Genomic DNA, 20,947 nt, shown 5'->3' on the forward strand with positions numbered 1-20,947 from the left:
CATCGGGACCCATGACGACCACCGAGCCCGATATCCACACCACCGCGGGCAAGCTCGCCGATCTGCGTCGGCGCAGCGAGGAGACACTGCATCCGGTCGGCGAGGCCGCCGTCGACAAGATCCACGCCAAGGGCAAGCTGACCGCCCGTGAGCGCATCTACGCGCTACTGGACGAGGGCTCGTTCGTGGAGTTGGACGCGTTGGCCAAGCACCGCAGTTCAAACTTCGGACTGGGCGAGAAGCGCCCGCTCGGCGACGGCGTGGTGACCGGTTTCGGCACCATCGACGGCCGTGACGTGTGCATCTTCAGCCAGGACGTCTCGGTGTTCGGCGGCAGCCTCGGCGAGGTGTACGGCGAGAAGATCGTCAAGGTGCAGCAGCTGGCCCTCAAGACCGGCCGCCCGCTCATCGGCATCAACGAGGGTGCCGGCGCCCGCATCCAAGAGGGCGTGGTCTCCCTCGGCCTGTACAGCCAGATCTTCCACAACAACGTCATCGCCTCGGGCGTCATCCCGCAGATCTCGCTCATCATGGGCCCGGCCGCCGGTGGTCACGTCTACTCGCCCGCGCTGACGGACTTCATCGTCATGGTCGACCAGACCAGCCAGATGTTCATCACCGGTCCCGACGTCATCAAGACCGTCACCGGTGAGGACGTCACCATGGAGGAGCTGGGTGGCGCACACACCCACGAGGCCAAGTCCGGCACCACGCACTATGTCGCCTCCGGCGAGCAGGACGCCTTCGACTACGTCCGCGACATCCTGAGCTACCTGCCGTCCAACAACGCCTCCGAGCCGCCGCGTTATCCGGGACCGGAGCCGACCGACGGCGCCGTCGAAGATCACCTCACCGACGAGGACATCGAGCTCGACACGCTGATTCCGGACTCCCCGAACCAGCCGTACGACATGCACGAGGTCATCACCCGCATCCTCGACGACGACGAGTTCCTCGAGGTGCAGGCCGGATACGCCCAGAACATCATCGTCGGCTTCGGCCGTGTCGACGGCCGCAGCGTCGGCATCGTCGCCAACCAGCCCACCCAGTTCGCGGGCTGCTTGGACATCAATGCCTCGGAGAAGGCCGCGCGGTTCATCCGCACCTGCGACTGCTTCGGTGTCCCGATCATCACTCTGGTGGATGTGCCCGGCTTCCTGCCCGGCACCGAGCAGGAGTTCAACGGCATCATCCGGCGTGGCGCCAAGCTGCTGTACGCGTACGGCGAGGCCACCGTTCCGAAGATCACCGTGATCACCCGGAAGGCCTACGGTGGCGCGTACTGCGTCATGGGCTCCAAGGACATGGGCGCTGACGTCAACGTCGCCTGGCCCACCGCACAGATCGCGGTCATGGGTGCCTCCGGTGCGGTCGGATTCGTGTACCGCTCGCAGCTGGCCGAGGCGTCCAAGAACGGTGACGATGTGGACGCCCTGCGCCTGCAGTTGCAGGCCGAGTACGAGGACACCCTGGTGAACCCGTACATGGCTGCCGAGCGCGGATACGTCGACGCGGTCATCCCGCCATCGCACACTCGCGGCTACATCGCCACCTCGCTGCGCTTGCTCGATCGCAAGATCGTGCGGCTCCCACCGAAGAAGCACGGAAACATTCCGCTGTGACGAATGAAGAAGGTGCGTCCGTGACCGACGAGACCAGCGAAACCGTAACCGCTGAAAGCGATTCCGGGAAGGTGAAAGCCGCCGACGTGCAGGTGCTCAGCGGCAACCCGACAGATGAGGAGATCGCGGCCCTGGTCGCGGCGCTCAGCGCGCTGGCCTCGAAGGCGGAGACCGAGAGCCGCAAGCCCCGGAACCTCTGGGCCGAGCCGATCGACATGCTGCGCTACAGCCCGCACAGCTGGCAGCGAGTCACCCTGTTCGAGCGCGCGAAGCTGGCGCGCCCGCAGGGCACGTTCTAGACGGCCGTCACCGGCCCCGTGAGCGCATTTGTCCTGGCCTCGGCCTCTCCCGCGCGCGAACGGATCCTGGAGCAGGCCGGCCTGAACCCGGTCGTCATCGTCTCGCATGTCGACGAGCATCTCGTCATGGCCACCCAACCCTCGGGTACCGCCCCGGAGCGAGCCGTGGAAGTGCTGGCCTGCGCCAAGGCCTTTGACGTCGCAACGACCCTGGCCGGCGAGGTGGCCGCCGACGCGGTAGTGCTGGGCTGCGATTCGATGCTCCTGCTCGACGGCATGTTGCAGGGCAAGCCGGGCACCGTGGAGGAAGCGCGCCGCCGCTGGGGGCTGATGGCCGGGCGGTCCGCTCAGCTGCTGACCGGGCACTGCCTGGTGCGGGTCGTCGAGGGCAAGCCTGTCGCACGTGTCAGTGAAACACGCTCGACCACAGTGCGTTTCGGAAACCCATCGGCAGCAGATCTCGAGGCCTATCTGGCTACCGGCGAGCCCCTGCAGGTGGCGGGCGCCTTCACGCTCGACGGCCTGGGCAGCTGGCTCGTCGAAGGCATCGACGGCGATCCCTCGAATGTGATCGGCGTCAGCGTGCCGCTGCTGGGCCAACTGCTGAATAGGCTCGGGGTGCCCGCCTCCTCACTGTGGATCCGCCACGAAAAGCATCTGCCGCCAAAGCCATTCCATCCGGATACTCCTACCCCGGCCCCACTGCCGCCCCGCATGGTGCCGTTGCTGGACTCACTCGTCATGCTCGGGCCGACTCAACAGCAGGAATTCAAGGATGCCCAGGGCAACCCGATTCCGCACATGCCATCGGTCAACGCCAGCTTTCAGACCGCCTGTCGAGACGATTCCTTCGACCTCGGTGTGCACACCAACCGCGGCGCCTGCCTGTGGACGGGCGACTACCTGAACACCGGTGACGGCATTCAGCTCATTCCCGTCGACCCTGCCAGCCCCTCGGTGGCACTCGGGGGACGTTCCAAACCGCTTGCGCTGCCATCGGATGCACAGGACGGTGCCCGGCTGCTGCCCACCGGATCTGCGGAGCTGGCGCAGCGTTCGCTGTTGTTCGCCTCGTGCATTCCGTCGCCGGGATGCAGCACCTTCGTCTCGGCGGACACCACCGTCTACGACGTGAGCGAGCCGGGCAAACCGTCCTACCAGCCGATCGGTGTCATGGCCGGGATCTCGCAGCCGAGTGGGGTTTCGGCGCCTGGTCGCCGAATGCTGGTGGCGGGAAACATCGGAACCGGGCCCTGGGCGCCGCGGTGTGCGTGGCTCACACCTCCGATCGACGATCCGGCTTTCCTGGACTCGTCGGCGTGGGAGAAGATTGGCCAGATCCGTGGTGGCGGAGACCGCGAGAATCAGTTATTCGCCCTACCCGCAGGTGGTTTCGGCCTGCTCGATTCCAACGGTTCCGGCGACGCGCACATCGGACTCAAGCTGTTCCGCACTCCTCAGGAGTTGGTCAGCGAGCCCATGACGGTGCTGATCCGCAACGATCCGTCCGATCCACGACCGGATGATCCGTTCATCTCCCGTGATCCACACAAGCTGCTGCAGCCGTATGGGCCCCAGGTCGTCAGCATCACCATGAACGCGGATGGCACTCAGACGCTGTACTTCCTGGTGAGCCAATGGGTTACCGATCCCACTCGGGCCTACCGAACAATCCTGTACTCCATCGTGTTGTCGCCCCAGTACCTGAGCATCTAGCCCTACTGCCCGAACAGGTCGGGACGCTCGGCGGCCTGACGCCAGTCCTCCGGCGTGCCCACGAGCGCCACCGCCGCCCGCAGCATCGCGGCGCGCGCCTCCCGGCGATCGCTGCCGGGCGTCGACAAGTAGCGGTAACTGCCCGCCTGCAGGGTTCCGAACAGCATTCGGAAGGCCTCTGAAGATGGTGCAGGGCGACCGGATTCGATGATCCGGCCACGAAGCATCTCGACCATCACCTCCTCGTTCTCCTGGCGCAATCGATGTGCGGAGGAAGCAGGATCGTGGGCCTCGATGTGGAACACCCGCGCCGCATCGCCCATCTCCTCGGTGGTATCGAGGTAAACGTCCACCGCCGCGACGATTTGGGTGATCGGATCGGCCGGCTCCGCGATCACCGCGTAGAGCCTTCCGTTGAGCTGCGACTGGGTGTGGTTGACCAATGCGGTGATGACATCGTCGGTTCCGTCGAAGAACACATAGAACGTCGGCCGGGACAGGTGGGCCTTCTTGACGATGCGCGCCACGGTGGTGCCGCGCTGCCCGTGCTTGGCGTACACGGCACCGGCAGCGGCAAGGATGCGTGCGCGCATCTGCTCGTGCTGCTCGGGCGTGCGCGCGGGGCGCCCCCGGGACCGGCCCGATGGGGTATTGACAGCCATCAGCGCTGGAGCCTACCTTTCCAATTAGCTTAACATCACTGTAAACAATATTTGTGATCGATCACAGGAGCGCTATGGCGGACATCAGTTTCCCCACAAAAAGTGGTGAAGTCACAGGCATCTTGGAGAAGCCTGCGGGCGACGGGCCGTGGCCCTCGATCGTGGTGCTGCACGACATCAACGGGTCCACTCCCGACTTGCGTCGCATCACCAAGAACGTGGCGGCCAACGGCTATGTGGCCCTGGCGCCCGACCTGTACTCCCGTGGACGAATCCGGTGCATCAGCCGAGTCATGACCAATCTCATCACCCGCCGGGGTCGTGCCATCGACGAGATCCTGGCCGCGCGCGATCACCTGTTGTCGCTGCCCTACACCACGGGCGGGGTCGGTGTCGCCGGTTTCTGCATGGGCGGTGGATTCGTACTTATCACTTCCACCAAGGGGTTTGATGCGGCCGCACCTTTCTACGGTGCAATGCCCGGCCCCTACGGCGACCATTTCGAGGGAGCGTGCCCCGTCGTCGCGAGCCTGGCCACTCAGGACCCCTTCGTGATTCGGGGCGAGCCCCGGTTGCGCAAGGCACTGGACGCCCACGGCATCGAACACGACATCAAGAAGTACGACGCGGGGCACAGTTTCGCCAACCAGCTGCCGATGCAACCACTGATGCGGATCGCCGGATTCGGGTACTCCCCCGAGGCGGAGGCCGACGCCTGGGAACGGGTCTACGCCTTTTTCGCTCAGCACCTTCACGACGACGACAGGCTGCAGGAGGCCCAATGACAACCCCGACCGCATTGGATCGCCTCGGCGAGCTCGTCTGGTCCGACGCACTCGACGCGGGTGCGCATTCGTCGGCCGGCTACCTGGATCTGCTTCCGCCGCCCTCTGATCAGCCTCAGCGCGTCGCCCAGCGCGCCATGAACAATCCCCTGGTGGCCGCGGTCTATCAAGGGCCGTGGCGCTGGGGCCAGACCGTGCTCTACACCGGCATCACGCCGTCGGCAGAACGGCGCCGTGCGGCACGGGCCCTGCGACTCGACGCGGCCCATACACTGCTCGATGTCGCCTGCGGGCCAGGAAACTTCACCAAATACCTGGGCGGCCAGTTATCCGCCGACGGTCTGGCAGTCGGGCTCGATTTCTCCGAGCCCATGCTGCGGCGCGCGGTCCGGACCAACATCGCGAACGGGGTTGGATACCTGCGTGCGGATGCCCGCACCCTGCCGTTCGACGACGGAAGCTTTGATGCGGTGTGCTGTTTCGCCGCGCTGTATCTGGTACCCGAGCCCTTCAAGGTTCTCGATGAGATGCTCCGGGTGCTCAGGCCGGGCGGCCGGATCGCGGTGATGACCAGCTGCACCCGCGGCCCCAGGCTCGTTCGGTCGCTCTCCGTGAAAATGGCGGCACGCAACGGTTTACACGGCTTCGACCGCGATGACATCACCTCGGTGCTGTGGAACTCGGGATTTCACGACATTGAGCAAGAGGTGCGGGGACTCTCACAGTTCGTGAGTGCGACAAAGAGTTAGACGAGTCATACAACGGCGCTCAGCAGCAGGACCATCGCAAATCCGACGACCGAAATCACCGTTTCCATCACCGACCATGACTTGAGGGTCTGGCCGACCGTCATCCCGAAATACTCCTTCACCAACCAGAATCCGGCGTCGTTGACGTGGGAGAAGAAGAGCGACCCGGCACCAATCGCGAGCACCAACAGCGCGACGTGCGCGGTAGACATGTCCGCGGCAAGCGGGGAGACGATACCGGCGGCGGTGATGGTCGCCACCGTGGCTGAACCCGTGGCCAATCGGATGAGCACCGCGATGAGCCAGCCCAGCACCAGCGCGGGGATATGCCATTTCTCCGACCAGGTGCTCACGGCATCTCCGACCCCCACATCAATAAGGGTCTGCTTGAATCCGCCTCCGGCACCGACGATGAAGACGATGCCCGCGATGGGCCCGAGCGACTTCTCGATGATTCCCGAGACACCCGCGCGGTCCAGGCCAGATGCCGTGCCCAGCGTCACCATTGCCACCAGTGTCGCCACCAGTAGCGCTACCAGCGGCGTACCGGCGGTGTCGAAAATCCTCTGCACCAACGATTTCGGATTGTCGATCACCACATCGGAGAGCGCCTTCGCCAACATCAGGGCCACCGGAAGCAAGATCGTCGCCAACACCGCGACAACGCTCGGAGCCGACCCCTTTCGATCGGCTTCGGGTGCGGTCGCGGTAGGGATCTCCAGTGGCCCCACCCAGCGCTCTGCCACCCGCGCATAGAGGGGCCCCGCCACTATCAGGGTGGGCACCGCGGCCAGCAGACCAAACGCCAGGGTGACACCCAAGTCCGCCTTCAGCGCGTCCACCGCCACCAATGGACCTGGGTGCGGCGGAACCAGTCCGTGCAATACCGATAGGCCCGCCAGCGCGGGAATTCCCACCCGCAGCAGTGGCACATTTCCCCGGCGTGCCACCAAGAGCACGATCGGAATCAGCAGCACCACACCCACTTCGAAGAACAAGGGCAGCCCGAGCACGGCCGCGATCAGCGCCACCGCCCAGGGCAGCAGGCGTGGACCCGACCGCGCGAGCACGGCATCGGCGACGATGTTGGCGCCACCGGAGTCAGCCAGCAGGCGGCCCAGCATCGCCCCCAACCCGATGAGCAGCCCGACACCGGCGATGGTCGAGCCGAATCCGGTCACAAAGGACCCAAGGAGCTTGTCGAACGGCACACTGGCGACGGCGGCCAGGGTTCCCGATCCGAGCAGCAGCGCCAGGAACGGATGCATCTTGACCCTGGTGATGAGCGCGATGATCACGCCGATGCTCAGCACCACGGCAACAAGTAGCCGAACGTCACTGGTGGTGTGCGGGATCTTGGCCGGCTCGGCCAGCAGAATCAGGTCGGCGTTCATGCGCCGATCTGCCTCAAAGCCTCCGCTACCAGTTCATCCGGCCCGATACCGACATCCAGCACCGCACCCCGCTCGTCGGGTTCCAGCGGTTCGAGAATCTCGAACTGCGAATCCAACAACGATGTCGGCATGAAATGTCCTGAGCGATGCGACATCCGGTCGCCGATGAGCGCCCTGTCTCCGGACAGGTGCACAAAGAACGCATCCGGGTATCCCACGCGGAGAACGTCACGGTAGCGGCGTTTAAGTGCCGAACAGGTGACCACCCCGCCCGTCCCCTCCCGTCCGCGCTCGGCCATCCATTCGGCGATCCGCTGCAGCCATGGCCATCTATCGGTGTCATCCAGCGGGATTCCGGCCGACATCTTGGCAATGTTCGCGTCCGGATGGAAATCATCACCCTCAGCACAGGGTGCACCCAGGAGCTTCGCCAGGGCCTGCGCCACGGTTGATTTGCCAACCCCTGCCACACCCATGACCACCACAACGGGTACCGACGTTTCGCCCACTAGACCCCCTTGGGCGCCTTTTGATTCATGAAGCCGAACATATACCCGGCCACCCGGCGCATCTGAATCTCCTCGGCGCCCTCGGTGATCCGGTACCGGCGGTGATGGCGATAGATGTGCTCGAACGGCATGTGCCGCGAGTACCCCAAGCCGCCATGAACCTGCATGGCCCGGTCTGCGGCCTCGCAACACAACCGGTTTGCGACGTAATTGCACATCGAGACCTGTTCAGAGACCGAGAACGGTCCGTAGGTGTCCATCGACCACGCCGTCTTGTGAATCAGCGCGCGCAGCATCTCGCACTGGGTCTGCAGCTCGACAAGTGGAAATTGGATGGCCTGATTCGATGCCAGCGGCTTCCCAAAAGGCTTGCGCTCCTTGGCATATTCAACAGACCGGTCGATGCAGAACTGCGCCGCCCCAAGGCTGGACGCTGCCTGACGAATCCGATTCTCGTTGAAGAAGTGCTGCACCACACCCAGCCCGCGGCCCTCCCCACCGAAGACCGCCGAATCGGGGACCCGCACGTCGGTCAGCGAGATATGGGCGTGGTCGGTCGGCATGTTGAAGGTCCACAGGTATTCCTCGACCTTGAACCCGGGTGCATCCGCGGACACCAGGAACGCGGTGATACCGCGCCCGTCACCCGGATCGCCCGAGGTGCGGGCGAAAATCAGGTCCGCGTCGGCGATATGCACACCGGTGTTCCAGGTCTTTTCACCATTGATGATCCAGTCCGACCCATCCTTTGTGGCCCGGGTTTCCATATGGGTGGCATCGGAGCCGTGTTCGGGCTCGGTGATACCGAAAGCGAAAAACTTCGTGCCGCTGGCGAGCCCCTCGACCCACTGGGCCTTCTGCTCCGCGGTGCCGTATTCCAGCATGAGAAGCAGCCCCACGTTATTACCGACGATGGCGTGCTCGTTCTGCAGGTCGCAGTGCAGTCCGAGACCGCGCCGCGCCAGGTGCTCACGGATGACCGCCATGCCGAGGTTGGACCCGTCACGTCCGCCGAACTCCGCCGGAAACGGGTACCGAAGGTGACCGGCCGCATCGGCACGCCGACGTGCCTCCCCGAGTAGTTCCTCCCACTCACCATTGGGCAGGCCACCACGATCCCAGTCAGTACGGGAATCTTCGCGCCGGTGATCGAAGAATCGGATGTTGTCATCGGATTGCTCGAGCGGCACGATCTCGCGGTCGATGAACTCGTCGAGCTCGGCCAGATAGTCGACAAGCTCGGGCGGCAGTTCGAAGTTCATCAGCGACCTTCCGGCTTCGTCAACATCAACAGGTCCCACTCGATCTCGGGTATCCGGCGACCGCTTGCGGCCATCACAATGTCCCGCACGCTACCGTCCAGATACGACTTCGCTTGCGCGGCAAGGCCAACACCCCACCACAGCGTCCCCAGCACCTTCCACCACTGGAACCTGTCGGCGTCAAATGTTCCGCCCGCGTCCTCGTACGCACGCACAAACACCTCACGGCCCGCGAAGCCACCGAACTCGCGCTCGTCGACACCAAACCTCCACATCCGCAGCGCGGTCCAGCCGACATCGCGCATGGGATCTCCAAACCGAGTCGTGCCCTCCCAGTCGAGAACCGCACGCAAGCCGTCCTCGCCGACGATGACGTTGCCATTGCGAATGTCGGTGTGCACCAGGCATCGCCGAGCGGGTGGACCGGGCATGCGCTCGGTCAGCCAGGACAGCGTGCGCTGGAACACCGGCCGATCCGGAAGCAGCGCCGCCACCCCCTCACGCATCTGTTCCAGCAGGACGACCGCCGGCTCGGCCTCCGGGTCACCGGGCAGATCCGGCGGCGCCATCGCCGGATCTATCCCATGCAGCCGACCCATCGCCGCACCAAGCTGCTCGGCCACCAGATCCTCAATCCCGGTGGACTGCACCAGCCGCAGCACCTTACGGGGAACCGTCTCGCCCGCGATGCGTTCGGAGATCATGAAGGGCGCACCCACATATGAGGCCTCGGAACACACGCCACGAACCCGCGGCACCGGAACACCGTGGCTGCGTGCCAGCTCACGCACCCCGGCCTCACTACCCACCGGCACCTGCTGCACGACTGCGGGCACAATGGTCGCGACCAGCTTGAGGGTCTCACCCCCGAAAGTGGCATCCACCAGCACATTTCGCCGTCGGGCGCCCGCGGAAACGCCAACCACGCCAGAAACCTGAAACTTTTTGCCGAACTCGTCGTGCAGGTAACGGGTGAGCCCGTCGGCCAGGTCGATCATTCGCCCTCCCAGGCGTCGTACCCGGGCTTGACAACCGCGAGTTCACTACGCACCGCCTCGGCCAGGTCCTCCCATGACGGGTCATCGGCAGGCGGCTGCGCGGGCGTGGTTAGTTCTCGCTGCAGAATCCTGGCGATGTTGGCCCCAACACGGGCGCGATGCACCGAGGATGGGGGCAGCTCGGATTGGAGGTCGTCGAGCAGTTCGGCGAGAGCACCCGCCAGTTCCGCTGCGGTCGGAAGGAAGGGCACCATACGTTTGTACCGTCTATGGTGCGTCCCACGGGGGAATAGCGAAGAAACGCCGCGGGTTGCTCCAATTCATGGCGAGACCTTTGTCGATTCTGGATCTGGCGCGGGTGGCGCCGCACGAGACCGTGGCCGAGAGCTTCGCCGCCAGCGTCGAGATCGCGCGGCACGCCGAAGCGCTGGGATTTCACCGCGTCTGGTACGCCGAACACCACAACATGCGGTCCATTGCCTCGTCGGCGACCAGTGTCCTGATCGGACATGTGGCCACCCAGACGTCGACCATCAGACTGGGCGCGGGCGGCATCATGTTGCCCAACCATTCCCCGCTGCAGATCGCCGAGCAGTTCGGCACCCTCGAAACCCTGCACCCTGGACGCATCGATCTCGGTCTCGGCCGCGCCCCGGGGACGGATCAGGTGACGCTGCGCGCGTTGCGGCACTCCCCCGCCGATGCCGAGCACTTTCCGCAGGATGTGATCGAGCTGCAGGCATATCTGAGCGAACAGAGCCGGGTCCCGGGGGTCACCGCGACACCGGGGCACGGGACACACGTACCGCTCTACATCCTTGGGTCGTCGTTGTTCGGCGCACAGCTGGCGGCGGTGCTGGGCCTGCCCTACGGTTTCGCCTCCCACTTCGCGCCTCCCGCGCTGCGGGATGCGGTGGCGCTGTATCGGCGGGAGTTCCAGCCCTCCGAGCAGCTGCCGGAGCCGTACGTGATCGCCGGGGTCAACGTCATCGCCGCCGACGACGAAGACACCGCCCGGGAGCAGTACCGGTCGGCGCTGATCGAACGTGCCAAGCTTTTCCTGCATCGCGGCGGAGGTCCGCGCCTCACCGATGACGAGGCCCTTTCCGCACTGGAATCCCCTGCCGGGCAACAGATCAAGGCGATGACAAAGTACTTCGCGGTCGGCACTCCAGATCAGGTGAGCGCATACTTGGACGACTTTGCGCAGCTGGCCGAGGCCGATGAGCTCATCGTGGTGCCCAATGCGCCCGACCGGAAGCTGCAGCTGCGGTCACTGGAGATCGTGGCCGAGGTCAGCGGGCTGGCTCCACGCGACTGAACGCAGGTGTCGGCGACTGATCGGGCAAGGCTGTGAGGTACGTTCTCGATAGACCGAGGCCGACCACGTGTACCAGATCAACGAGACTCCGCAGCAGGAGGGTTGTCGAAGTTGGCGCCATGAGGAATCAGTGTTATATCCATTGAGATACAAAGGATTTCGGTGATATGGCTATCGATTCCTCTAACCGGTGCCAGTTCGTTCGCCCATTGTCGGGTTGTTCCGTCCGGTTCGACACTTAGTCCAAGAAACCGCGCTGCGATCCCGCTCGCCGCGCTATTGAGCGCGTACCGTCCGCTGTCGCGCACCACGGACGGCAGGATCTCCAACCACGGCATGCCAAGTTGGGTGTCCAGCGGGGAAATACCTAAAGCGGCACGTCCCGCTGCATTGATGTGCATCAGCGCACCGTCAGGGCGCAGGATCTTCACACAGTTGACCCCGGTTGCGCGTTGAGGCTCAGGCGTGATCGTTGTCGATCGTGTCCCGTAACGGTCGGAAATCGCACGCCGAATATCACTATCCACATGGGCCACTTGCCCCTCTGATGCGTGCTGATAAGCATCGACCGCAGACCGTAGTCGGTGAATGTCCTTGCGGTCGAAGACGTACGGTCCGATTTCAACTCCCCATCCGGCATCGGCTTACACCACCAGATGAACGGGCATCGAAACCCAGTAGTCGGCTTCGGCTAGATACGGTTCAACGTAACCAAAGCAGCCCCAGCAGGCACCTGACGGCATACCGGTCAATATCGGAAAATCTGTAGCCCGCCCGGAACAATCACATCTATGTTCTTCGTTCACCGAACACCCCGAGCTGCGATACAGATATCGGTCCGTTCTAATTTCATGGTTCCTCGATCAGGTAAAGCCCAGCCAGCAAATCTCCAAGCGTACGCTGTCCAGGCATAAAGCCGATTCGGCGAGTGCACACATCCCGCGGCTTTAACGATTGCGACAGGTCATCGCTTCCTACACAGGCGGTCGAGCGCCGCCGCCGCAGCGTTTGGTCTACACATACCGTGAGTAGCCGGGCCGAGTGGCGGCTGAACAGCTATACATGTCCGTGGCTCCGATGCTGGACAGCGACAGCGTCATTCGAGGGCCGAATACCAGCTGACGGACATCCTCCAATCCGGTGTTGATGTCTCCTCTCCACTAGGATCAACGGTCCTGGCTCCGCCGACGTCCATAACACCGGCCAGCATCGCGCACTGCGTGCGAGAGCGGGGGGTTGGTGACGTTTCTGTGACTGGGCTGTGATCGACGGGTGTCTTGTTAGGCGGTAGCGGCTTGTTGACGCCGCCGCTGCCATGGTCAGTCAATTATGTTGCAGCCCAATGCAAATACTATCTTGACACTGCGTTGGCGGGTGGCCATGCTGGGGCAACCAGTCGACAACGATCGGTTCCGCCTAGAGATCGCTCTCAAGCTAGGCCATGGTCTCGCCTTGAAAACTGGCTCAGGCTCACAGCGACATTCTTGTCAATCAGTAAGGTCAAGGCATTGCGCGTTTCTGTCATATCTTCTTGTGCAAAGTAATCCGTAGCATCGCACCCACTTAGTGATTTCGCATGAGCCACCGCTCTGTGCATCGACCCGGACTGGAGACTTCGTCATGGCCAAAACTGACCTCCGTGGAAAAATCGTCGCGATAACCGGCGGTGCACGAGGCATCGGTCGGGCCATTGCGGCCGAGTTCGTTAAGCACGGCGCGCACGTGGTGATAGGTGACCTGGATAAGAAGCTCTGCGAACAAACGGCTGAGCAGCTTGGCGGCAACACTGTTGGGCTGCCTTTGGATGTTACGAATTACGAGAGCTTCGAATCCTTCATCGCGACGACGATGCATACCCATGGACGGCTCGACGTTATGGTCAATAACGCTGGGATAATGCCGATTTCCCCGTTCGGTGCTGAGTCCTTGGAGTCGATACAGCGGCAGCTCGACATCAATGTCCGGGGGGTGATGTGGGGCTGTCAGCTCGCCCTTCGGGTGATGGCGAGCGGTGGGACGCTCGTCAATATCGCTTCGGCGGCGGGCAAGTTCGGATCTCCGGGATTGGCCACCTACTGCGCCACAAAGTATGCGGTTGTGGGGCTGTCCGAGTCGTTGAACCTGGAGCTTCAGCCCGATGACATCGGGGTCGTGTGTGTCATGCCGGGCTTAGTCAACACTGAGCTAATTTCGGGCGTGGCAGATCACTGGCTCCTGAAAACTGTCCAGCCTGAAGACATTGCGTCGGCAACAGTGCGCGCAGTCGGCCGTAGGCGGTTTCCGGTCTTTGTCCCCAAGCGCCTGACTCCAATCACCAAGGTATTAGCGGTGATGCCGCGCTCTGTGATAGCACCTGCCATGAAGTTGGTGGGCGTCAATCACCATATGCTTGACGCTTACGACAGTCAGACGCGCGCAGACTATGAGTCTCGAATCACTAGTTCGGACTAGTTGGTTACAAGGCGTTATCGGGACAGTATGACCGCGGTGCGCTGCCCGTCCACCTTCGGAAGGCACGGGTGAAAGCACTGGCTTCCGAAAACCCCAAACGTTTAGAGAGCTCCGCGATGGTCTCGTCACCGCAGGCGAGGCTCGCCACGGCCGCATCGCGCAGAACCTCGTCACGAATGCGTCGTACCGAAGTCTGCTCCTCATGAAGCTTTCGTCTGACCGCCGGGGCGCTGAGTCCGAGTCGGTGTGACATATCGACCATTGTGGGCCACTGCCCGCCGATCCCTTGTTCGGTGAGCCGACGAACACGTTCAGTCATCGAAAGGCCGTCGCGACGCGGCCTAAACAGCAAATCCGAGGGTGCCCGTCGTATGAATTCGTCGAAATCGGATTCATTGCGCATGATCGACGCCGACAGTATCGATTGATCAATCACCAATGCAGGTGCCCGCGCGCCGAATTTCACTGGCGCGCCGAAGATCTGATCATAGTCATCGAGACCGGCCACTCTTTCATGTGGAACCTCAACGCACGTCAGGTCTATACGCCGCCCCACCGACCATTCCAGGAGCCGGTGCGAACCGGCGAGCAATGCGTCCACCAACAACGGAATGGGCTGCCGTACTGCACTGATGTCGAGAATGAGTGCGATATCAGTGCCACGGTATTCAAGCGACGCAGACGGAATGCTGGGCAGTACGTGATGCATCTCCATAAAGCGGGTGGCGGCGGCCCTAACATCTGCCGCCGCGTAGAACATCGCGCATCCCAGAAGTCGAAATGTGCCGCGTGGCATCGGTGCAGGCCCTAGGCCGAACATCTCGTCGTCCGTGTGCGCCCATAGCTCTTGGACCACGATGATGAGCTGACTGCGTGTAATCCGCGAACGGCCATCGACCAGCAATGCCGGCGACACTCCGGCTTTGCGCAGCAGATCGTCAACCTCCCAGCCCTTCCGGACCGCCAGAGCCAACATGGCCTCCAGGCGATGGATCGGGATCGTGGGCTCGATGTATCTGAGCTCGTCGGGCATATCACCTCAAGATATCTGTCGCGGATGCAGGAGCACGGCGGGGACACTGCTGAACCGGGTCACGCGGATGAAGTCCCAACGTCCCCATTTGATCGGCCAGCTGCACATTGTGTCAAGCAGCTCGAGCTGTTATGTCACTGTGCCCTCACGACTCCACTTATAACGTAGGCAACCAATCGAGTGACATCCAGAGGAGAAGAGATGACCGTCGCCAGCAGAGAGGGCTATAACCTAGAGCGCCTTGATGTTTGGGGTGAGGAGCAACGCTTCGAGGTTACGGCGGACCGAACTGTCGCGTACGCAAAGGCGACTAATGACCCCATCGAAAGCCATCTACGGGGGGTTGTCGCGCCACCGGTGTTCGCTGTCGTGCCAGCGATGAACTTGATGGCTGAAGCCACCATATCGATGGTTCCAGACCCTTTAGTGTTCCGAATCTTGCATGGCGAGCATGATTTCCGACTCCACCGCCCGATAAGGCCCGGGGAGACGCTCAGTGTGCGCGCCAAACCGATTGGGATCGAGGGAAAATCTTCTGGGGTCGTGGTCACGACACTCATGGAAACCCGAAGCACCACTCACGACGACCTGGTGAACGAGCAGTATTTCATCGGCTTCTTCCGGGGAGGAGAGTTTGACGGATCGGTGGGCACGGTAAGCCCCGACCATACCTTTGACGAGTCGTTGCGCACGCGGGACGCTCACTATGAATTTGTCCAACAGTTCGATGAGGACCAGACCTATCGCTACGCGGAGCCTGCGGGTGATCCCATGCCCATCCATTTGGATGACGCGTTCGCAAAGCAAATGGGCCTGAACGGAATTATCATCCACGGGCTGTGCACGATTGCCTTTGTATCCCACGCGCTGATAGGCGCCGTTTCTCCGGGCGATTCGTCAACCTTGAAGCGCCTCGCAGTGCGACTCTCCAAGCCTGCCATTCCCGGGGAGATTATCACCACCCGTGCGTGGCAGACCCAGTCGAAAGAGCGGCATGTGCTGAGCTTCGAGACAGCAGGAAATGAGAAACCGGGAAAGTTCGTGATTACCGACGGTATCGCCGAATTTTCCTCGTAGCCAACGCGACGACGCTGCCATTTCTTGCATTCAGAACAGATAGAAATCTAGGAGATCTACATGTCCAATCGGGTCTTTGTCATCGGCGTCGGAATGACAAAATTTGAGAAACCAGGCCGCCGAAAGAATGACGACGGCAGCGATTGGGACTACCCTCACATGACGCTTGAATCGGGCACCAAGGCACTTGAGGATGCCCGTATCGCATTCGATGAGATCCAGCAGGCATATGCGGGGTATTGCTACGGGGAATCCTGCAGCGGCCATCGCGCGGTCTACGGGCTGGGACTGACGGGCATACCTGTTTTCAATGTGAACAGTAATTGCTCGACTGGGTCCAGCGCACTCTTTCTCGCTGCTCAATCGATACGAGGCGGGGTAACAGATTGCACCCTTGCCATAGGCTTCGAGAAAATGCAGCCAGGGGCTCTCGGATCAACGTATGATGATCGCGAGCAGCCCATGCAACGCCACTTGCTGGCCATGGCGGAATTACAGGAGATATCATTTCCACCGGCACCATGGATGTTCGGAGCCGCAGGGCTGGAACATAACCGGAAATATGGATCTTCTCCTGATCATTTTGTGAAAATCGCGGTGAAGAATCATCGGCACTCCCAGAACAATCCCTATTCACAATTCCAAGACGAGTACACCGAAGAACAGATCAAGAACGACAAGTTGATCTATGCCGCGGCAGGGATCACTCGGTCGATGTGCTCGCCTACTTCGGATGGTTCCGCCGCGGCCGTTCTTGCCAGTGAGCGTTTTGTGGACAGCCACGGGCTCGGAGACCGGGCGGTCGAAATTGTTGGGCAAGCTCTGTCTACCGATACACCCGGCACCTTCGATTCGGGCAGTTTGTCCACCCTTGTCGGCGCCGACATGAGCAGAGTGGCCGCCCAGCAGGTGTATGCGCAGGCCGGGATCGGCCCCGATGACGTAGATGTCATCGAACTACACGATTGCTTCGCACCCAATGAACTTCTCACCTACGAGGCCTTGGGGCTTTGCGAAGAAGGGGGCGCGCACCATCTGGTCAACAACGCCGACACCACATACGGCGGCCGATGGGTTGTGAACCCATCAGGCGGGCTGATCTCGAAGGGGCATCCCCTGGGCGCCACCGGCCTTGCGCAGTGCGCCGAACTCACCTGGCAGCTTCGTGGAACAGCCGACAAACGGCAAGTCCAGAACGCGAAAGTGGCGCTACAGCACAACATCGGCCTGGGCGGCTCCGCCGTCATCACTGCCTACCGTCCAGCAAATCGCTGAAGCGGACCGTCGTCAACACCCGAAATTGAAAGGAATCACAATGGCAAGTATCACCATCGAACGCGAAATGAACGCTCCGGCAGAGAAGGTCTGGGCGCTAGCCAACGACTACTCCCGTTGGGGCGAATGGAACACCATGTTCACCAAGTGGGTGAGCGAACCCCCCGCCGAAGTGAGCGATGGCACACAACTGACGGCAGTGCTCACCGTCATGGGCATGGCTAACACTCTGACCCTGACGGTCTCCGACTACAACCCGCCGAAGAACGTCGCGCTCAGCGGCACCGGAATGGCGGGCGCCGAGATCACCATGACGTTGCGCGTGGAGCCCAAGGGTGATCAGTCGGTTATGGCGATGCAGGCCGATTTCATCAGCCAGATGATGGTCGGCGCAATCGGTTCTGCGATCGAGCGCACGGCCGCAAAAGAGCTCGATTCTTCCCTCATCAAACTTTCCGAACTGGTGAGCTAAGTCGCTTCGCGCAGAAGCCAGTGCAATCACTGAGAGGTAGATATGGGTTTATTGCTTCAAGGTTGGACGATCACACACACGGTGGAACAAGAAGGGCCGTGGGACACATCAAGGTTGCCCGAGCAGATCGGCGCCTGGGTCTAAGTCGTGTGCGCCATCCATGAATGAGTCGGTGATCAGCCGGCGCTATGCCACCTACGGCGGATACGGCACCTGTGAACTAGTCGTAGCTGGCAGCGGCCCGACCGTATTGCTGCTGCATGGTTTCGGCCACTCTGCAGAATGTTGGCGGCCGGTCCTCGAACGGTGCGCAAGGCGGGGTGTACACGCTGTCGCAGTCGACTTGCCGGGCTTTGGCTCGGCAAGTCGGCTGCGCAGTGGGCCGAAACTCGACCAACTCCTGCAGTTCACGCGAGGGTTGATTCGGACTTATTCCGCGAGAGGACCAGTGGTGCTGGCGGGCAACTCCTTGGGCGGACTACTGTCAATTCTTGTTGCTGGAGAATCGAATCCCGTCCACGAAGTGGGCTATCTTGTCGCGGTCGATCCCGCGGGGGTCGGTTGGACATATCCCGTGCAGGTCATGTCGTTGGGTGCCAACTCGCCGCTAAAGATTCTGGCGCTCGCATGGCCGGCTATCCCGCTGTTGCCCCGGTCGCTGCTCAGCTGGAGTACTGCATATCTCTGCTACGGGCGCAAAGACCGGGTAGATCCCGCCATGATCGCGAAACTCACAGAGCATTTTGATAGCCGGAGCCAGGCCAGGCGATTGACGAAGCTAGCCGTTCAGTTTAAGGCCGAGGTCGACAGAGTTCGGTTACCCGACCGTATCACTATGCCGATGACCATGATTCACGGCGGGCGAGATCGCCTGGTGCCGGTCTCGGGGGCGCGTAGGCTCGTCCGCCGCATTCACGGCGGACGGCTGGTGGTGTTGCCACATGCCGGACATTGCCCCCACCTCGACGAACCGGATCGGGTCGCCGACGTCATCATCGAATACGCACAGCGCAGGCCCGCCCTGAACGCACTCGCATAATGCGGCGCGCCGTCGACGCGTCACGCTCCTATTAAATCTGACTAGAGGAACCCCCATGGAAACCAGCACATCAAGCCGGTCCAGCATAGCTATCACGCGTGATCAGTTGGACCTCGCGGACTCAGTCCACGCATTCGCTCGCCGCTACTTAACTGCCGACGCGATACGTGCGACCGTGGGTTGCATCGACTCTGGCGACATTGAGCCGTTGCCCACGTTCTGGCACGAGCTGGCGGCTCAGGGGCTGCTCGGTCTCCACGTAGCCGAGGAGCTCGGCGGGTCGGGCGCCGGACTGGTAGAAGCTACGGTTGCACTGGAAGCAATGGGGCGTCATCTGATTCCATCAGGTTATGCGCCAACAGTTTTAGCGGCGGCAGTACTCGACGCCGCTCCCGGGCTAGCGCGAACTGAGCTGCTGCCCCAGATGGTCAGCGGTGCAGCACCAGCCGCTGTGGCACTTGACCGCCCATTGAGCGGCGTCACCTTGCACACCGGAGCATTGTCGGTGACTGGCGAGTCCGCGGTCTATGGCGGCGCGCACGCGACCGTCGTGATCCTCCCTATCGATACTGAGACAGGCGTGAAGTGGGCCGCCGTTGATACCGAATCGCTCACCACACATGCTGCCTTGGGCATCGACCTGAATCGCTCTACGGTGATTCTGTCTGCTCAGCAGGTGGTGATTCCCGCCGATCGTATTCTCGATATCGACCGTAAAACGGTGGTTTCGCTGGCCTCGGTGATCTACGGAGCCGAAGCCGTAGGAGTCGGCGCTTGGTGTGTCGACACGGCGACCGAATACGCAAGGATCCGTGTCCAATTCGGTAAGCCAATCGGCCAGTTCCAAGGGGTGAAGCACCGTTGCGCCCGCGCGGCTGTCGCGGTGGAACAGGCCCGAGCGGCTGTGTGGGATGCAGCGCGCGCACTCGACAGCGACGATGAAACAGCCAACTACGCCGCCACCGTTGCCCAACTCCTCGCCCCGGACGCCGCAGTGTCGGCTTCACGCGACGCCATGCAGGTTCTCGGTGGTATCGGCTACACCTGGGAACATGATGCACACCTGCACTACCGCAGGGCGATTGCGCTTCGCGGCGTGCTCGGGAGGAGCAGGGACATCGCTACATCAGTGGCGCAATACGCGTTGAACGGCAGCTTTCGCGCGGTAGAACCGGAGCTCCCCCCGGAGGCCGAGGCATACCGGCACCAAGTTCGTGCCGAACTCGCAGAAATCGCCGGCCTGGGAGAACGAGACCTCTTGCGGCGGCTAGGTGATAACGGTTGGGTCATGCCGTTCCTCGACCCACCCCTGGGACGAGGTGCTGGACCGGTCGAGCAGGTGGTGATTGCACAGGAACAGGAACGTGCCGGCATCGTCAGTCCGCAGCTTGGACTCGCGGCGTGGCTCATGCCGTCCGTGGCCGTACACGGTACGGAAGAGCAAAAACACGAACTGGTCCGCCCCACACTCCGTAGCGAAATATTATGGTGCCAACTATTTTCCGAGCCAGAAGCTGGCTCAGACTTGGCGTCGCTGCGCACCGAGGCCAAGAAGGTCCACGGCGGCTGGATTGTCAACGGCCAAAAGGTTTGGACTTCATTGGGTTTTATGGCCGAGTGGGGTGTACTCCTTGCCCGGACCAATCCCGATGTCCCTAAACATCAGGGTATTTCATACTTTCTGGTGGACATGCGCACACCAGGAGTCAAAGCGAAGGCACTTCGCGAAGCCTCTGGCGGAACCCTCTTTTCCGAAGTTTTCTTCGACGACGTCTTTGTTCCCGATTCGGGACTAGTTGGTGAGGTCGACGGCGGTTGGGAAGTGGCGCGTGGCACCTTGGGCAATGAACGAGTGGCCCTCGGCAAGGGCATGCCTACCGACGCGACAATCGAGGACCTCCTGGATTTTGTCCGTCGGACCAGTTCGACGTCCGCGCCGCTGGAGACGGTCGGACGCATGGTGGCGGACGCTCAGACCGTCGCGCTGCTTCAAGGCCGAACATTACTCAAACAGCTCCTCGGGCTGGACTTGGGAGCTTCAGCAAGTGTCGCGAAACTCCTTGGCCAACAACTAGGTCAGCAGATCGCCGACTTCTGTCACGCTGAGCTGGGGCTAGCCGGCGTGTGCGATGGCACGGATAAGGCGGCAAGGGGCTGGATGGAGAAAACCCTGTCTGCACGCCCCATGACCGTGTACGGCGGGACGACAGAAGTACAGCTCAACGTCATAGGCGAACGGATCCTCGGGCTCCCCCGAGATTCCGAGCCGGTTCGATAGCGACG

The 20,947-nt window shown here is 62.2% G+C and carries 20 protein-coding genes and 1 pseudogene; 12 read left to right on the top strand and 9 right to left on the bottom strand.

Features of this window, described 5'->3' with window-relative positions; genetic code table 11:
- Window positions 1–11 precede the first annotated feature (11 nt).
- Genes AOT87_RS20735 through AOT87_RS20745 form a run of 3 tightly spaced genes read left to right on the top strand, consistent with a single transcriptional unit; the run spans window position 12 to window position 3,637 of the window.
- A complete protein-coding gene (locus AOT87_RS20735) occupies window positions 12–1,622 on the top strand; it encodes an acyl-CoA carboxylase subunit beta (RefSeq protein ID WP_057966860.1) in 1,611 nt (536 codons plus the stop codon).
- Window positions 1,619–1,921: an acyl-CoA carboxylase epsilon subunit gene (locus AOT87_RS20740; RefSeq protein ID WP_030096876.1), complete on the top strand. Its 303-nt coding sequence runs from the start codon at window positions 1,619–1,621 to the stop codon at window positions 1,919–1,921. Before AOT87_RS20735 ends, AOT87_RS20740 begins: the two co-directional genes overlap by 4 nt.
- A gap of 18 nt (window positions 1,922–1,939) precedes the next feature.
- Window positions 1,940–3,637 (top strand): nucleoside triphosphate pyrophosphatase, encoded by a 1,698-nt coding sequence (locus tag AOT87_RS20745; RefSeq protein WP_057966859.1) that lies wholly within the window; start codon window positions 1,940–1,942, stop codon window positions 3,635–3,637.
- A gap of 2 nt (window positions 3,638–3,639) precedes the next feature.
- Here AOT87_RS20745 and AOT87_RS20750 read toward each other — a convergent pair whose 3' ends face one another.
- Window positions 3,640–4,299, bottom strand: a complete 660-nt coding sequence (locus AOT87_RS20750; RefSeq protein ID WP_057966858.1) for a TetR/AcrR family transcriptional regulator — start codon at window positions 4,297–4,299, stop codon at window positions 3,640–3,642.
- A 74-nt stretch (window positions 4,300–4,373) separates the two neighbouring features.
- On the opposite strand from AOT87_RS20750, the gene AOT87_RS20755 reads away from it, so the two are divergent.
- The gene (locus AOT87_RS20755) at window positions 4,374–5,084 is read left to right on the top strand and encodes a dienelactone hydrolase family protein (protein WP_057966857.1); all 711 of its coding nucleotides are present in this window, start codon (window positions 4,374–4,376) and stop codon (window positions 5,082–5,084) included.
- Window positions 5,081–5,833, top strand: coding sequence for a class I SAM-dependent methyltransferase (locus AOT87_RS20760; RefSeq protein ID WP_057966856.1), 753 nt, complete (start codon window positions 5,081–5,083; stop codon window positions 5,831–5,833). The genes AOT87_RS20755 and AOT87_RS20760 overlap by 4 nt, the downstream gene beginning before the upstream one ends.
- 5 nt (window positions 5,834–5,838) lie before the next feature.
- Here the strand turns inward: AOT87_RS20760 and AOT87_RS20765 are convergent, their stop codons facing one another.
- From AOT87_RS20765 to AOT87_RS20785, 5 genes are read right to left on the bottom strand one after another with little or no spacing between them, the layout of a single operon-like run.
- The gene (locus AOT87_RS20765; protein ID WP_057966855.1) at window positions 5,839–7,227 is read right to left on the bottom strand and encodes a gluconate:H+ symporter; all 1,389 of its coding nucleotides are present in this window, start codon (window positions 7,225–7,227) and stop codon (window positions 5,839–5,841) included.
- The gene (locus tag AOT87_RS20770) at window positions 7,224–7,736 is read right to left on the bottom strand and encodes a gluconokinase (protein ID WP_057966854.1); all 513 of its coding nucleotides are present in this window, start codon (window positions 7,734–7,736) and stop codon (window positions 7,224–7,226) included. The genes AOT87_RS20765 and AOT87_RS20770 overlap by 4 nt, the downstream gene beginning before the upstream one ends.
- Window positions 7,736–8,998, bottom strand: a complete 1,263-nt coding sequence (locus AOT87_RS20775; RefSeq protein ID WP_057966853.1) for an acyl-CoA dehydrogenase family protein — start codon at window positions 8,996–8,998, stop codon at window positions 7,736–7,738. The genes AOT87_RS20770 and AOT87_RS20775 overlap by 1 nt, the downstream gene beginning before the upstream one ends.
- Entirely contained in the window at window positions 8,998–9,996 is a 999-nt protein-coding gene (locus tag AOT87_RS20780) for a phosphotransferase family protein (protein WP_057966852.1), read from the bottom strand. Before AOT87_RS20780 ends, AOT87_RS20775 begins: the two co-directional genes overlap by 1 nt.
- Window positions 9,993–10,247: a hypothetical protein gene (locus AOT87_RS20785; protein ID WP_057966904.1), complete on the bottom strand. Its 255-nt coding sequence runs from the start codon at window positions 10,245–10,247 to the stop codon at window positions 9,993–9,995. The genes AOT87_RS20780 and AOT87_RS20785 overlap by 4 nt, the downstream gene beginning before the upstream one ends.
- Window positions 10,248–10,318: 71 nt before the next feature.
- On the opposite strand from AOT87_RS20785, the gene AOT87_RS20790 reads away from it, so the two are divergent.
- Window positions 10,319–11,317 carry an LLM class flavin-dependent oxidoreductase gene (locus AOT87_RS20790; RefSeq protein ID WP_057966851.1) on the top strand — a complete coding sequence of 333 codons (999 nt, stop codon included), beginning with the start codon at window positions 10,319–10,321 and terminating at the stop codon, window positions 11,315–11,317.
- Between the two features lie 77 nt (window positions 11,318–11,394).
- Here AOT87_RS20790 and AOT87_RS28045 read toward each other — a convergent pair whose 3' ends face one another.
- Complete coding sequence (locus tag AOT87_RS28045) at window positions 11,395–11,748, bottom strand: PAS domain-containing protein (RefSeq protein WP_131727326.1); 354 nt, start codon at window positions 11,746–11,748, stop codon at window positions 11,395–11,397.
- Between the two features lie 533 nt (window positions 11,749–12,281).
- Window positions 12,282–12,471: pseudogene (locus AOT87_RS29430) on the bottom strand (FAD-dependent oxidoreductase); the annotation flags it as partial.
- Window positions 12,472–12,937: 466 nt separating this feature from the next.
- On the opposite strand from AOT87_RS29430, the gene AOT87_RS20795 reads away from it, so the two are divergent.
- Window positions 12,938–13,768 carry an SDR family oxidoreductase gene (locus tag AOT87_RS20795; RefSeq protein WP_057969880.1) on the top strand — a complete coding sequence of 277 codons (831 nt, stop codon included), beginning with the start codon at window positions 12,938–12,940 and terminating at the stop codon, window positions 13,766–13,768.
- A 4-nt stretch (window positions 13,769–13,772) separates the two neighbouring features.
- Here AOT87_RS20795 and AOT87_RS20800 read toward each other — a convergent pair whose 3' ends face one another.
- Complete coding sequence (locus tag AOT87_RS20800) at window positions 13,773–14,801, bottom strand: AraC family transcriptional regulator (RefSeq protein ID WP_057969879.1); 1,029 nt, start codon at window positions 14,799–14,801, stop codon at window positions 13,773–13,775.
- 201 nt (window positions 14,802–15,002) lie between these two features.
- On the opposite strand from AOT87_RS20800, the gene AOT87_RS20805 reads away from it, so the two are divergent.
- From AOT87_RS20805 to AOT87_RS20825, 5 genes are all read left to right on the top strand, one after another.
- Window positions 15,003–15,878 carry a MaoC/PaaZ C-terminal domain-containing protein gene (locus AOT87_RS20805; RefSeq protein WP_057969878.1) on the top strand — a complete coding sequence of 292 codons (876 nt, stop codon included), beginning with the start codon at window positions 15,003–15,005 and terminating at the stop codon, window positions 15,876–15,878.
- A gap of 60 nt (window positions 15,879–15,938) precedes the next feature.
- Window positions 15,939–17,153 carry a lipid-transfer protein gene (locus AOT87_RS20810; RefSeq protein WP_057969877.1) on the top strand — a complete coding sequence of 405 codons (1,215 nt, stop codon included), beginning with the start codon at window positions 15,939–15,941 and terminating at the stop codon, window positions 17,151–17,153.
- A 40-nt stretch (window positions 17,154–17,193) separates the two neighbouring features.
- The gene (locus tag AOT87_RS20815) at window positions 17,194–17,625 is read left to right on the top strand and encodes an SRPBCC family protein (RefSeq protein ID WP_057969876.1); all 432 of its coding nucleotides are present in this window, start codon (window positions 17,194–17,196) and stop codon (window positions 17,623–17,625) included.
- Between the two features lie 160 nt (window positions 17,626–17,785).
- Complete coding sequence (locus AOT87_RS20820) at window positions 17,786–18,664, top strand: alpha/beta hydrolase (protein WP_081343352.1); 879 nt, start codon at window positions 17,786–17,788, stop codon at window positions 18,662–18,664.
- A gap of 55 nt (window positions 18,665–18,719) precedes the next feature.
- Window positions 18,720–20,942 carry an acyl-CoA dehydrogenase gene (locus tag AOT87_RS20825; RefSeq protein ID WP_057969874.1) on the top strand — a complete coding sequence of 741 codons (2,223 nt, stop codon included), beginning with the start codon at window positions 18,720–18,722 and terminating at the stop codon, window positions 20,940–20,942.
- Window positions 20,943–20,947 lie beyond the last annotated feature (5 nt).

The organism is Mycobacteroides sp. H003 (genome assembly GCF_001440135.1).
Classification (GTDB): Bacteria; Actinomycetota; Actinomycetes; order Mycobacteriales; family Mycobacteriaceae; genus Mycobacterium; species Mycobacterium gwanakae.